Genomic DNA, 12,918 nt, shown 5'->3' with positions numbered 1-12,918 from the left:
TTAAACATAGGAGTTTTCGCTAAGGCCACAGTTTGGAAATAATTTTCTGTCAAAGTCGAATTTTGCCATACTCAGACTAAGCGTCTGCCTTTACGGATAATCAGAAAAAAGCATAAAAAATAGCTCAACTTGCATCTTTTACTCAGTTTTTGAGTTAAAGCCCATAGTTTATCCCCCGCTATTACGCCTCCTTATGCTCAGGTTATTGTTCAAAACGCTGAAAATCTTTATGATCACTCTAATTTCCATTGTACTGATTCTTTTATTGGTAGTTGTATTATTTGTCAATTTCAACCCTGAATTTGGTGGCAGCCCTTCCAAGCAAAAACTAGCTCAGTTTGAAAAACTGGACTATTTCGAAGATGGAAAATTCAGCAATCTGATGCCTACCAATATGGATATGGATTTTGCTGAAGCAATCAAAATGCTTCCTGAGTTCTTTAAGAATGATCCGACACGAAGACCTGGTTTTGATTTACCGTTAGTGCATAGGGATGCCTTGGAATTGGTGACAAAAGAGCAGCCTACCCGTCTGGTTTGGTTTGGGCACTCTACATTTCTGCTTCAAATGGATGGCAAAACAATTCTCATCGATCCCATGTTCGGAGAAGTTCCTGCACCCAATCCTATTTTAGGCAAAAAGCGCTTCAGTAATCAACTTCCTATAGCCATAGAAAAGCTGCCTCAGATAGACATGATTATTATGTCCCACGATCATTACGATCATTTGGACTATGGTTCAATTCAGAAATTAAAAGGTAAAACAAAGGCTTTTTATATGCCTCTGGGGATGGGAGCGCATTTTGAAGAATGGGGAGTGGATTCTTCCCAAATCCATGAATTAGGCTGGTGGGATGAAATTCAGGCCGACGGATTACTCTTGGCTTTGACCCCTGCCCGTCATTTCTCCGGACGGGGCTTGAACAACCGCTTCTCTACGTTATGGGGCTCCTGGGTGATCCGCGGTGAAAGCGACAATATCTATTTTAGTGGAGACAGCGGATATGGACCTCATTTTAAGCAGATCGGAGAGAAATACGGACCGTTCGACTTTGCCATGATGGAGTGTGGTCAGTACAATGAGCGTTGGAAAGATATCCATATGATGCCCGAGGAAACTGCCCAAGCGGCAAAGGATATCAATGCAAAGGTATTTATGCCTATCCATTGGGCTGCGTTTACCCTGGCGATGCATTCTTGGACAGATCCGGTAGAGCGGGTAATCGCAAAGGCAGATGAAATAAACCAACCCATCTTTGTCCCGGAAATCGGAGAATTCATTGAGTTGGAAAAAAATCTCATGACCAAGCGTCAGTGGTGGCTGGCCCCCTCCTCGCCATCTAACCAAATGAGTTCCAAACAGTAGAAATGTAAATTTCGCCAATCTCTTATTTTCTTCCGCTTTCTCAGGACAGACTAATAAGGAAATCTCCCCTAATCTATGGAGATGTTTTACGGCATTTTTCCTAATTTGACATTTGATAATTAAATCAATATCCGCTTTTCTGCCAATAAAAGGGAAAGACTATAGTCCGATATGCTTGGCTCTAATGAAATAGGGAGCTTCGATCAACGATCTTACAACCCTATACCTTTGTATCATTCAATGTCTTTTATTAGTAGAATTGTAGATAATCAATTTTAAAATTAATTTATAACAACCTAAAAAACCTATGTCTCAGACTATTAATGCTGCTGTTGTGGGAACCGGATTTATCGGTCCAGCTCATTTGGAAGCCCTTAGAAGAATCCCTAATATCCAGGTAACCAGCCTGGTAGAAGTAAATCAGGAAGTGGCAGATGCCAAAGCCAAAGAGCTTGGAATCCCAAATGCCTACACTTTTGACAATATGCTGAAGGATGACAGTATAGATGTAGTACATATTTGTACGCCTAATTTCCTTCATTTCCCGCAGGCAAAAGCATGTTTGCTAGCCGGCAAGCACGTGGTATGCGAAAAGCCTTTGTCAGTCAGCGTAGAAGAAGCTGAAGAGCTTGTGAGATTGGCTAAGGAAACAGGATTGATTAATGCCGTTCACTTCAATCTTCGCTATTATCCTATGGTTCGCCAGATGAAAGTAATGCGTGAAAAAGGTGAATTGGGAGATGTTTATTCTGTCATGGGTTCCTACCTGCAGGATTGGCTTATCCACAAGACTGATTACAGCTGGAGATTGGATCCTAAGCAATCCGGAGGATCAAGAGTGGTGGCAGACATCGGTTCTCACCTATTGGATATGACCGAATATGTGACTGGACTAAAAGTCACTGCGGTAATGGCTGATTTCTCTATAGTTCATCCTACCCGCCTGAAACCTCTGAAAGCTGTCGAATCCTTCTCAGGCAAAGCGCTAGATCTGTCGGATTACGAAGAATATGAAGTAACGTCTGAAGATTACGCTACTATTATGCTTCGCTTTGATAATGGCCGGACAGGTTCTATCGTAGTGAGCCAGGTGAATGCAGGGCGTAAAAACCGTCTGAACATCGAGATCTCAGGTTCAAAGGCCAATTTCGAGTTCAACGCTGAGAAGCCAAACGAGCTTTGGATAGGAAAGAGAGATTCCGCCAACTCCATCCTGATGAAGGATCCTTCTTTGATAGACGAGGGAGCACGCTCGTTGGTAAGTTTCCCGGGAGGTCATCAAGAAGGGTTCCCGGATACGTCAAAGCAGCTTTTCAAGGAAGTGTATGCAGCGATAAGAGAAGGCAAGCAGCCTGAGTCCCCTACTTTCCCAACTTTCGCCGACGGCCTTCGGGAACTGATCATCGGTGATGCTATTGTGGAAAGCAATGCTAATGAAGCTTGGGTGAAGATTTAGGGCAAAGACAGGAGACAGAAGACGGGAGATTAGAGAACTGCAACATTGAAGCTTCTCATGATCACTGTCTTTTGTCTTTCCAATAAAGTCTGATCGAAGATGTTCTGTTTTCATAAAATGTCGTATTTTAATGGCAAATCTAAAACCAATGACAATGAACTTGAAAAAGAACCTTTTAGCCTTTGCCCTACTCGCATTTGTAGGCTTTGCTGCTAATGCACAAGAGAAAGCCAGCCCAGCCAAAACCGCAGAAGGAATGGTAGGTGACGCCAAAATCACGATTAATTACAGTAGTCCTGCAGTAAAAGGACGTACAATCTGGGGGGACTTGGTTCCTATGGGAGAAGTATGGAGAGCAGGTGCCAATGAGGCGACTACCTTCACTACCACGAAAGATATCACTGTACAGGGACAGAAACTGCCTGCAGGTACTTACGGTTTCTTTATTATTCCAAGCGAAACAGGTCAGTCTACCTTTATTTTCAACAAGGTTTCCAAGCAATGGGGAGCTTTTGACTATGACTCAAGTGAGGATGTTCTTAGAGTGGATGTTCCTTCGGGAGAAAACTCCACCTTGGAAGAGCGTTTGGTATATGAGGTTAAGCCGGAAAGCTTTGAAATAAGATGGGAATACGGAAAAGCTTCCGCTAAGCTTGGTTCGTAAATCAGAAATCTAATTCACAATAAAACCACGGGATAAGCTCTCGTGGTTTTTTTCTTCATTTTTTTTTAACCGCTGAGCACACAGAGGTTTTTGCTGAGAGCACCATTGCGGACGACGGAGAAGTACGACGACGCTGTATGGTACTTGATACCGAGCTTGTCTATCTGATGCAAGATTCTTTTATGTCAGCTTCATCTTAGTTCCCACTGATCGACACAGAAAAGAGCTCGGATCTCCGCAAATCTTTTAAGGAAGCCCAAGCCATGAATTGAGATAAGCAAAGGTGGGATGATCAGTCTGAGCCTGAACACTCGAATAGCAAAGCACTGCAAAAACTAAAGCGAACAGGTGTTTTCCATAAGTGTACGGATTTTCTGAATCTAAAAACTTGAGCATAGGATTGATGGTTATAGTTTTTATAAAAGTAAAATTTTGAGCTTAACAACCTTTGATTGACTGTATGAACGGACTAAAGTTATTTTAATCATAAAATCAATTGTACACTTTCAGAAAAAATACAGACCTTGAATATGAAATTTTAAGAGCAGCTCAATTTTTACAAAAAAAATTATGAATTCAGATGAAAAGTCACCTTGGGAATTTCCTTTTTATATTCCCACAAACCCGGTTAAAAAATTCCTCAAAAATTCAATTGGAAAAGCAGCCATACTTATTTCCCCAAAGATCAAAAATGAATTGTTGGGTGGCAAAATGCCTAAAAACAAGTTTGAACGTGCAGCCCTTACATCTATCTTCATTGAGTTAAATGACAAAAAACTCCTTGATGAATTGGCTGAACTTCATAAGAAAATCTGGACCTCAAATGACAACCAAGGCTATTACGATTTCACCTCAAATCGTCTCCGAGGTATGTTTGAGCAACTGAAAGAGCCTCTTTACACAACTATTTCCAACCAAACTAAAGAAAATGCCTATGACGAGTTCATCGAATTAGGCTGTGGTGAAGGGATTATTGTCAACAGAATGTCAGAGAAATACCCGGAAATCAACAGCTTTTTGGGAGTGGATATCAATAAGGCTCAGATTGAGATAAATAAAACTACTTATGCCGGTAATACCAAGCTTAGATTTCAGTCAGGCGATTTATCCAAGGACCTGGCTTCGATAAAAGGCCCAAATAAAATCTACCTGACTTTTGGAGGGGTGCTGGAGTATTTGACAGAACAAGAATTACTGTTTCTTCTGAAGGAATTATCCGTTTTGAAAAACACAGTATTTATACTTTACGAACCTATAGAACCGGGATTCAATATCAAAGAAGAGAAACATTCCATACTTTACGGCAGTGAATTCAGCTTTTGCCATCCATACCATTACTATTTATCCAAAGCTGGATTTGATATAATTGGTGAAAAACTTGTGAACTCTGACAAAACCAGCTGGATATATCTTGCTGCGAAGATTAATTAGGGCTTGCTGAAAAAGTCTCAGGCATGCCAGCTTCAAGGCGGCCGAGTGAAGATGTATGCTTATACCTCGAATGAGGCCAACATAGAAGATGGCATGCCTGAGGCTAGCTAAAAAATCCCGATTTTGGAATTTTCTGATGCATGGATAAATGCTTATTGTGTTCAATAAGCTTGCACTTGCTGAAAAACCGTTCGCATCAAAAATGGATTAAGCATTCAATTTGATAGCTTTTGATCTATTATTGGCGTTTTTCGGCATGCCCTAATTAAAGCGTTTATCAGCAATGCTGCCTGTAGCTATGTCTTCTTTGGTTTAATGGCTGTAAATCCCCGCCTACCGGAGAGGAAGGCAGCCCGATAAGAAAGGAAAATATGGCTACTGGTATCACTACCTATAACATAATAACCACTAATTCCCCATGTACTTCCTTCATCAAATCCATCTTCCCACAAGTAGAAGTGCCCAGTTTCCCTTTTCGATAAAGTCTTTGGCTGAATTGGAAACGATGACTTTCGATAATCCGGTGACGGTTTTTGTTGGGGAAAATGGATCCGGAAAGTCAACGCTTCTAAAAGCGCTGGCTATCAAGTTGAATTTGCCGGCCATTGGCAGTACAGATTTGGAAAAAGACGACACACTTGATGGAGTCAAATCCTATGGAGAAAGTATAATCACCCGATGGAACAATAAAGCATATCGAGGCTTTTTCTTTAGAGCTGAGGATTATTTCGGCTTTGTAAAACGTCTTCGGAACCTGGACGATGAACTGAAAAGGGACATTGTGGATTTCGAGAAAAGATTGAGCGGATCCGGATTAAAATTAGCTGTGGGAGCTGTGCAGGGACAGAAGGAAGCATTACTCCGCAAATATGGAAACCTTACAGAAGTTTCACACGGAGAGGGCTTTCTAAAAGTCCTGGAAGGCAGGTTGCAGGCAGAAGGAATTTACCTGATCGATGAACCCGAAGCCGCGCTTTCACCCCAGCGCCAACTGGCACTTTTCTCCCTGATCAAAAATCTGGCAGAGAATCACGGTTGCCAGTTTATCATCGCCACCCACTCTCCTATCTTGATGACACTGCCGAATGCGACGATATTCCAATTTGGGGATAAAATCCGGAAAGTTGATTATCAGGAAACAGAGCATTTTACGATTTTGAAAAACTTCCTGAATAACCCTGAGGCTTTCTTAAGGTATTTGTAGCTGAATGGAATAGGTAATTATTCCAATAAGAACAGAGAAACCCTTCGGTGGTTTTAGAAACCCCAAAGGTTAATTGTCTCTTCCGCACGCACCGTGTGCTCTGTGTTATCTTCTGTTACCAACGTGGTCGATTACCGTGAATCAGAAACTGTAAACCTCAAACCCAGAAAACCTCTAATTCCTTGATTTGGAGCAAAAACATAAGTTGGGTCAAAGGTCAATGCATTAGGATTATCAGGCGTAGGGACTACAGATCCATCAGGAGCGAATACCACATTTTTATCAAAAGGATCAAAAGCTCTCGCAATACTATTCGCCGGAGGAGTAAAGTTCAGTAAGTTTTTGACTCCCCCATAAATCTCCCATTTTTCACCCAGAGACTTGGTCAACTGAATATTCTGAATGCTAAACCAAGTGGAATAGGCCGGGCGATCGTCCAGCGGCCCCAATAGTGGCAAACGCATAGGACTGTACACATTTCCTGTGTAATCCACCGTCAGACCCAGACGGAAAAACTCATAGCCTACAGACCAAACCCCTGAAAAACGCTCAGTAAGTAATTGCCGTGTCTTTATACCCTCCTCTTCTATGCTTACATCCATCAGAGTGGCCCCACCTGTCATAGTTAAGCCATTTGCCCAAGCCGTATTGAGATTCAAGGAAACGCCCTTCGAAACCGCTGAGCCGTCCAGATTGGCATAAATTATCTGATTTGGATTTGACTCGTAGTCAGGTATAATACGGTTTGTAAAATAGGTGTAGAATGCAGAGCCATCCAGTCCAATAAAAGTCCCATTATCCGTATAGATTTTCTTCACCAGATTGGCATTTACATTCCAGCTTTGCTCAGGTCTCAATTCTTCTGTGAATATCACTTCCCTTGCGCCCGTCAATGCAGCATGATCCTCAGTAAACACATTGGCTACCCGAAAACCATTTCCGGCAGAAAGTCTGAACACCATGCTTTTGTCAGTAGAGGAAAGTTTGTAATTCACACGTGGAGAAAAAATCGATCCGTGAATAGAATTGTAATCGTAGCGGACTCCCAAAAGTAAACTTTGATTGGCCGTAAGCTTAATTTCATCCTGCAGAAAAGCTCCCGGCAGATGAATGACCGAAGGTGCGTTTTCGTCTGAATTCTGTGCAGTGGTAGCGACAGTATTATCGTCATAATAAGTATATCGATACGCCAATCCAAGTAATAATCCATGCTTTTCAGCCGTTTTTGCCCATGTCAATTGTCCGAAACCTATGTATTGATCAGCTTTGTAAATAGTAGTTCCGTACACTGAGTTTTGGTTGTGTCCATTCGCCGAAAACTGAAAGTTCATAGTCTCTGTCGTCGGCAACTGCCATGTACCAAAAGCTTCCCATCTACTGGTATATATACTTTCTCCATACACTTCTTCACCTCCCCGATCCGCACTCGTCCAGTTCATCTCTCCGCCCCAGCGATCCTCATATACATACCTTCCTGCCATGGTAAATAATCTGTTTTCCGGTCTCCGAACATTGATTTTCTGGAAAAAAGACACTCTTTTCGAAAGTGTCACATCGGTAAAACCATCCCCATTATTGTCAATAGGATTATCGTAATAAAAAGCATTTATACCGGTAAGCGATTGGATATTTGAGCCCCAATTAGAGCGCAAGCCGAGATCAAGATTCATTTCCCCCCAGCCTGTTGCAAAGAAGTCCGTAGACATCAAAGGTGCAGATTCAGGCTTTTTTGTAATTACATTGATCAAACCACCAACTGCCTCTGATCCATAAAGTGTAGATGCCGGACCTTTTACCACTTCCACTCTATCGATCAATGACTGGGGAATTCCCGTCAATCCGTAAACTGTTGCCAACCCGCTTACTATTGGCATTCCGTCGATCAAAACCATGGTGTATGGACCTTCCAGGCCATTGATGTGAATATCACCTGTGTTGCATACATTACAGTTGATCTGTGGGCGCACTCCGTTTACATTTTGTAGAGATTCAAAAACGGAGGGTGTAGGATTTGCCCGAAAGAAATTTGCACTGTACACTTCTACCGGTACAGGACTATCCAGTTTTGACACTTCCTGCATGGTTCCACTGACTACTACTTCATCCAATCCTCCATCCATTTCCTTAAGGGTAAATACCAAATCGGACATATTCTGACTTGGCACTTTTACGACTTTCTGTGCAGTCTGAAAACCCACCATGGATGCCTGAACGGTATAAGTACCAGTTTCCGATATAGCTATGGAAAAGCCACCATCCCTATCCGTAACTGCTCCTTTGGCCAATCCCTTAACATAGACATTTGCAAATTCGACAGGCTCTCCCTGAAAAAGAACTTTGCCTTTCAATATCCTATCCTGACTGAAAACATTTATGGAAATAAGGAAATAGAGGGGTAAAAAAGTAAAGATCTGTCTCATGCTTTTAGGGTTGTTTATAAATTAGATACTGCAAATCTATGGTGTTAGATTAATCTAACAAAATTGTTTTTGAAAATATTTTCCCATATTTGAGCACTAAAGCAATAGGACATGGCATCGCAGACTGAAGAAAATTACCTGAAATCACTTTTTAACCTGGCAAATGACAAGAATGAGATCAATATCTCGGAACTTGCAAATCAGATGCAAGTCAGCATGCCAACTGTCAATAGCATGGTAAAAACCCTACAGAAAAATGGTTGGGTGATCTATGAAAAGTACAAACCTGTTTCACTTACACCAAAAGGCAAAAAAGAAGCTGCTTTGATCATCCGAAAGCACAGATTAACGGAAATGTTCCTAGTAAACAAAATGGGATTTGGCTGGGAAGAAGTACACGAAATCGCAGAGCAGGTGGAGCATATCCATGCACCGAAATTCTTTGAGCGTATGGATGAAATGATGGGCTTTCCTACTATTGATCCACACGGATCCCCTATCCCCGACAAGCAAGGCCGTATTCAAGAAATCAACTACCTCAGCCTATCGGAGTGCAAAGCCGGACAGGTCGTCAAACTTGCCGGACTTACCAATTCCTCCACAGAATTTCTGGAATTTCTCAATGGCCGAAACCTTAGTTTAGGAGCCGAACTCACCATCCGCTCGAAGGAAGTTTACGATCACAGTATCGTTGTCAGCTATCTTAATCATCCCGGCGAAACCCTCTCCGAAAAAGTCTGTGAGAAGTTACTGGTGAAGGTGGTGGAGTAAAAGCCGTGGACTTGACCGTATAAAAAACTCAAAACCTTCGAGGTCTCCCAGACCTCAAAGGTTATGGAGGCCTACAGCCAGACCTAATAATAGTTCCCTCTGCGTAAACCTAAGTGACCTCAGGGGTTAAAGCAAAAACCACCTGCCAATCGCTCAGCAGGTGGTTTTCAATACGTATAAATTCCTGATTAACGGACTACTTTCTTGTAATCTGTCACCAAATGCTTGATGAAAAATTCCATCATTCTATCTTTATTCAAAGCTGTGTGACCTCCATCAGGATCCACCTGAACTTCTATGCTTTTTCCTGCATCCTGAAATGCTTTGATCAACTGCAATGAATTGGATGGATGCACATTGTTATCAGCAGTGCCGAAGAAAATCAACAGTTCTCCCTGAAGCTGATCAGCCTTATTCATCAAACTGAATCTATTGTAGCCTTCCTCGTTATTGTCCAGCGTGCTCATAAAGCGCTCTGTGTAGATATTGTCATACAATCTCCAATCAGTCACAGATGAATTGGCAACTGCCGCATGTACCAACTCAGGGAATCTAAGCAGCATGGAAGCCGCGGTAGTTCCACCGTAAGAAGTTCCGTAAACACCCACTCTATCCCTGTCGAAATAAGGACGGTCGTGAAGAGACTTAATGCCCTCAGCAAAATCATCCATTTCTACCAAGCCTAAGTTTCCGTACAACTGGTCAAGCAATTTCTTGCCCCGACCTCTTACATTTCTACCATCTATATTCAATACCAAGAAGCCATATTCTGTCAAAGGATCCGGCAAAGTGAATGTCTCTCGGAAAGCGTTGGTAGCGGGTCCGCCGTAGTTACTCAGGATTACCGGATATTTCTTAGCTGGGTCAAAATCAGAGGGAAAATGGATCATCCCATGCAATTCAGTCACTCCATCCTTTGATGTAAACGTGAATACTTCCACTTTTTTCAAGCCCAGTTCTTCAAACTTACTCATATCACTTTTCGCCAATTCTGCGACTACCTTGCCTTTGGCATCCACCAAATTGGTAAATGGAGCCACATCATGAGTCTGTGAAATATCTACAAAGTATTTTCCATCAGGGGAAATAGTCACCGCGTGATTGAATTTCGGATCGGTCAACCGGGTATCTTTCTTACCATCCAGCTGCACACGATGAAGTTGCATCAGCATGTGATTTTCGCCACTGCGAGCCATGTAATAAAGCATCTTATTCTCCTCATCCACCTTCACGATATTGAATACTTCAAAAGGATGGGCGGTAATAGTATTCACCAGTGTTCCGTCAAAATTATACAGGTAGTAGTTATTGAACCCTGATCTTTCGGAAGCCCAGATAAAGTGCTTACCATCGGCCAATACTTCCATTTCGGGAGAATTCACCACGAAGCTTGGAAGCCATTCTTCACGGATTACTGTTCTGCTTTTGCCTGTTTCAGGATTGGCAGCACGGAGCTCCAGTATATTCTGCCGTCTATTGGTACTGTGGAAAAGCAATTCTTTGCCATCGGGAGTCCAGGAAATGTCATAAATATAGGTTCCCAGATCGCCATCGCTGTAAGGCTTGCCATCTCTGATGTCCAGTTCGATCATCTCTTTGGTAGCGATATCATAAACCATCAGATCCACAGGAAGATTTGGCTCTCCTACCTTAGGATAGGCTTCGATCTCCAGAGAATCATACAAACTCAATTGATCCAAAAGCACATAATATTTCTTTACATCCTTCTCTACAAATCTGTAGAAAGCGATCTTGCTCCCATCAGGTGACCACCACATGGCAGTATTTTGATCCAACTCTTCTCCATACACCCAGGTGGCAATCCCGTACTTCACCTGATTCTCTTCATTACCATCAGAAGTGATTGGGATTACATTACTGCCATCAGCATTGCTGAGGTACATGTTCCTATCCTTGGTGAATGCTTTGTATTTCCCATCAAGAGACTCGGCAGAATCAAACTGTCGCCCTCGGACCGGACGGTTCCAAGCTCTTGCTTCAGGTGCTGTGGCATCTCCCAGCTCTGTTACTTTTTTGGTTTTTACGGAAAAAGACTGAAGCTTTCCATCTTTGGAATATTCAAAAGATTTGCCATCCTCAGCCCATGTTACACTTAAGCTTCCCGGCTTCACGGCAGACCTAAGTTGGGGGGCTATTTTTTGGTATTGCTCATAGCCTGGCATGCTTTTGAGCTTGTCCTGAGCTTGAGAAACAGAAATGGTGGTGGCTAATGCAGTCACCATCGTAAGGAAGAACTTATTCTTCATATCATATTCGGGTTAAGTTTATTCGTGTTGCGATGATACTATTTTTAGCTGTAAAAAGCAGATATAAATACACGATAGGTCTGCTAATCAAGATTTCTTGCTGTCCTTTATTTGCAAATCTCGCTAAAAACAAGTTGCACACCTACAGACTTGTAACCAACTAGCCTGTTGATGTATCCAAGGGATAATCAATAACATCCCATATGAAGAACTTAAACCCGCTAAGCAAACTCCTGCTAGCAACTCTTCTCCTCTTTTCCCAAATCACTCCACTACTCTATTCTCAAGGATTAGAAGCCAGGATCGATTCTTTGCTCGAAACCACCTTTTCTCCGGAAGGTCCGGGAGCGGTTTTCTTGGTTGCCAAAGCCGGAAAGCCTATTTATAGAAAAGCCTTTGGTGAGGCCAACTTAGAGCTCAATGTCCCCATGACTCCCAGTAATGTCTTCGAAATTGGCTCCATGACCAAGCAATTTACTGCTATAGCTATTTTGATGCTGATGGAGCAGGGAAAACTTCAGCTTGAAGATCAAATCACAAAGTTTATTCCCGACTACCCTACCCGTGGAAAAAACATCACTATCCATCATCTGCTCACACATACTTCCGGCATCAAAAGTTTTACCGGCATGAAGTCTCTTCGTGCCATCGAAAGGCAGGATCTTGCACCTCCCGAACTCATAGATTTCTTCAAAAATGAGCCCATGGATTTTGATCCCGGAGAAGCCTTTAAGTACAACAATTCAGGCTATGTGATTTTGGGATACATCATAGAAATACTGTCAGGGAAGTCTTATGCTGAATTTGTTCAAGAAAATATTTTCGACAAACTCGAAATGACTTCTTCTCAATATGCCAATCACTCCGAAGTCATTGAAAACCGTGCATATGGCTACCATCAAAAGGATAAATATGTAAACAAGAACTACGTCAGTTTGAGTTTGCCCTATGCATCAGGATCGCTGATGTCCACGGTGGATGATATGCTCAAATGGAATAAAGCAATCAAAAACAATAAGTTGATTATAGATGAAACCAAAAAAATAGTGTTTGAAAATCACACGTTAAGCAACGGTAAAAAAATCAATTATGGCTATGGCTGGCATATTACCACTTTGAATAATGCTGTAAGTTTTGAGCATGGGGGCAGCATTTTTGGGTTTAAATCCATGGGAGTGTATTTACCCGAGGAAGATATATATGTGATCGGATTGAGTAATTGCGATTGTAACTCGCCCACTGAATTGGCAAGAGATATTGCGCAGTTGACTATGGGAAACTGAAAGCTCTAGTCCATCTGCGGTAATTGAATTTCCCCACTGGAAAAAAACTCCATATA

At 42.2% G+C, this 12,918-nt stretch carries 10 protein-coding genes; 7 read left to right on the top strand and 3 right to left on the bottom strand.

Features of this window, described 5'->3' with window-relative positions; translation table 11 throughout:
• The first annotated feature begins 229 nt into the window (after positions 1–229).
• The 3 genes from J2X69_RS02485 (at position 230) to J2X69_RS02475 (ending at position 3,486) form a co-directional block, all read left to right on the top strand.
• The gene (locus J2X69_RS02485; protein WP_310097924.1) at positions 230–1,366 is read left to right on the top strand and encodes an MBL fold metallo-hydrolase; all 1,137 of its coding nucleotides are present in this window, start codon (positions 230–232) and stop codon (positions 1,364–1,366) included.
• Positions 1,367–1,673: 307 nt separating this feature from the next.
• The gene (locus J2X69_RS02480) at positions 1,674–2,822 is read left to right on the top strand and encodes a Gfo/Idh/MocA family oxidoreductase (protein WP_310097921.1); all 1,149 of its coding nucleotides are present in this window, start codon (positions 1,674–1,676) and stop codon (positions 2,820–2,822) included.
• Positions 2,823–2,976: 154 nt separating this feature from the next.
• Positions 2,977–3,486 carry a DUF2911 domain-containing protein gene (locus J2X69_RS02475; RefSeq protein ID WP_310097916.1) on the top strand — a complete coding sequence of 170 codons (510 nt, stop codon included), beginning with the start codon at positions 2,977–2,979 and terminating at the stop codon, positions 3,484–3,486.
• 246 nt (positions 3,487–3,732) lie between these two features.
• On the opposite strand, the gene J2X69_RS02470 is transcribed toward J2X69_RS02475, so the two are convergent.
• A complete protein-coding gene (locus tag J2X69_RS02470) occupies positions 3,733–3,882 on the bottom strand; it encodes a hypothetical protein (RefSeq protein ID WP_310097914.1) in 150 nt (49 codons plus the stop codon).
• Positions 3,883–4,056: 174 nt separating this feature from the next.
• Here J2X69_RS02470 and J2X69_RS02465 point away from each other — a divergent pair, with 174 nt between their 5' ends.
• Both J2X69_RS02465 and J2X69_RS02460 read left to right on the top strand, forming a co-directional pair.
• Positions 4,057–4,917 carry a class I SAM-dependent methyltransferase gene (locus J2X69_RS02465; protein WP_310097911.1) on the top strand — a complete coding sequence of 287 codons (861 nt, stop codon included), beginning with the start codon at positions 4,057–4,059 and terminating at the stop codon, positions 4,915–4,917.
• A 418-nt stretch (positions 4,918–5,335) separates the two neighbouring features.
• Positions 5,336–6,121, top strand: a complete 786-nt coding sequence (locus J2X69_RS02460) for an AAA family ATPase (RefSeq protein WP_310097907.1) — start codon at positions 5,336–5,338, stop codon at positions 6,119–6,121.
• 131 nt (positions 6,122–6,252) lie between these two features.
• Here J2X69_RS02460 and J2X69_RS02455 read toward each other — a convergent pair whose 3' ends face one another.
• Positions 6,253–8,541 (bottom strand): TonB-dependent receptor domain-containing protein, encoded by a 2,289-nt coding sequence (locus J2X69_RS02455; RefSeq protein ID WP_310097904.1) that lies wholly within the window; start codon positions 8,539–8,541, stop codon positions 6,253–6,255.
• A gap of 111 nt (positions 8,542–8,652) precedes the next feature.
• Here J2X69_RS02455 and J2X69_RS02450 point away from each other — a divergent pair, with 111 nt between their 5' ends.
• Positions 8,653–9,312 (top strand): metal-dependent transcriptional regulator, encoded by a 660-nt coding sequence (locus J2X69_RS02450; protein ID WP_310097900.1) that lies wholly within the window; start codon positions 8,653–8,655, stop codon positions 9,310–9,312.
• A 188-nt stretch (positions 9,313–9,500) separates the two neighbouring features.
• On the opposite strand, the gene J2X69_RS02445 is transcribed toward J2X69_RS02450, so the two are convergent.
• Positions 9,501–11,579, bottom strand: coding sequence for a DPP IV N-terminal domain-containing protein (locus J2X69_RS02445; protein ID WP_310097897.1), 2,079 nt, complete (start codon positions 11,577–11,579; stop codon positions 9,501–9,503).
• A 203-nt stretch (positions 11,580–11,782) separates the two neighbouring features.
• On the opposite strand from J2X69_RS02445, the gene J2X69_RS02440 reads away from it, so the two are divergent.
• A complete protein-coding gene (locus tag J2X69_RS02440) occupies positions 11,783–12,862 on the top strand; it encodes a serine hydrolase domain-containing protein (RefSeq protein WP_310097893.1) in 1,080 nt (359 codons plus the stop codon).
• The last annotated feature ends 56 nt before the right edge of the window (positions 12,863–12,918 follow it).

It is taken from the genome of Algoriphagus sp. 4150 (assembly GCF_031457395.1).
In the GTDB taxonomy this organism is placed as follows: Bacteria; Bacteroidota; Bacteroidia; order Cytophagales; family Cyclobacteriaceae; genus Algoriphagus.
The sequence above is the reverse complement of the archived record's forward strand: the minus strand, read 5'-3'. Positions and strand labels throughout refer to the sequence as shown.

Excerpts from the sequence above, each read along its gene's own strand:
- J2X69_RS02460 (WP_310097907.1), top strand. The coding sequence starts at position 5,336 with ATGTACTTCCTTCATCAAATCCATCTTCCCACAAGTAGAAGTGCCCAG.
- J2X69_RS02475 (WP_310097916.1), top strand. The coding sequence starts at position 2,977 with ATGAACTTGAAAAAGAACCTTTTAGCCTTTGCCCTACTCGCATTTGTA.
- J2X69_RS02455 (WP_310097904.1), bottom strand. The coding sequence starts at position 8,541 with ATGAGACAGATCTTTACTTTTTTACCCCTCTATTTCCTTATTTCCATA.
- J2X69_RS02450 (WP_310097900.1), top strand. The coding sequence starts at position 8,653 with ATGGCATCGCAGACTGAAGAAAATTACCTGAAATCACTTTTTAACCTG.
- J2X69_RS02440 (WP_310097893.1), top strand. The coding sequence starts at position 11,783 with ATGAAGAACTTAAACCCGCTAAGCAAACTCCTGCTAGCAACTCTTCTC.
- J2X69_RS02465 (WP_310097911.1), top strand. The coding sequence starts at position 4,057 with ATGAATTCAGATGAAAAGTCACCTTGGGAATTTCCTTTTTATATTCCC.
- J2X69_RS02485 (WP_310097924.1), top strand. The coding sequence starts at position 230 with ATGATCACTCTAATTTCCATTGTACTGATTCTTTTATTGGTAGTTGTA.
- J2X69_RS02445 (WP_310097897.1), bottom strand. The coding sequence starts at position 11,579 with ATGAAGAATAAGTTCTTCCTTACGATGGTGACTGCATTAGCCACCACC.
- J2X69_RS02480 (WP_310097921.1), top strand. The coding sequence starts at position 1,674 with ATGTCTCAGACTATTAATGCTGCTGTTGTGGGAACCGGATTTATCGGT.
- J2X69_RS02470 (WP_310097914.1), bottom strand. The coding sequence starts at position 3,882 with ATGCTCAAGTTTTTAGATTCAGAAAATCCGTACACTTATGGAAAACAC.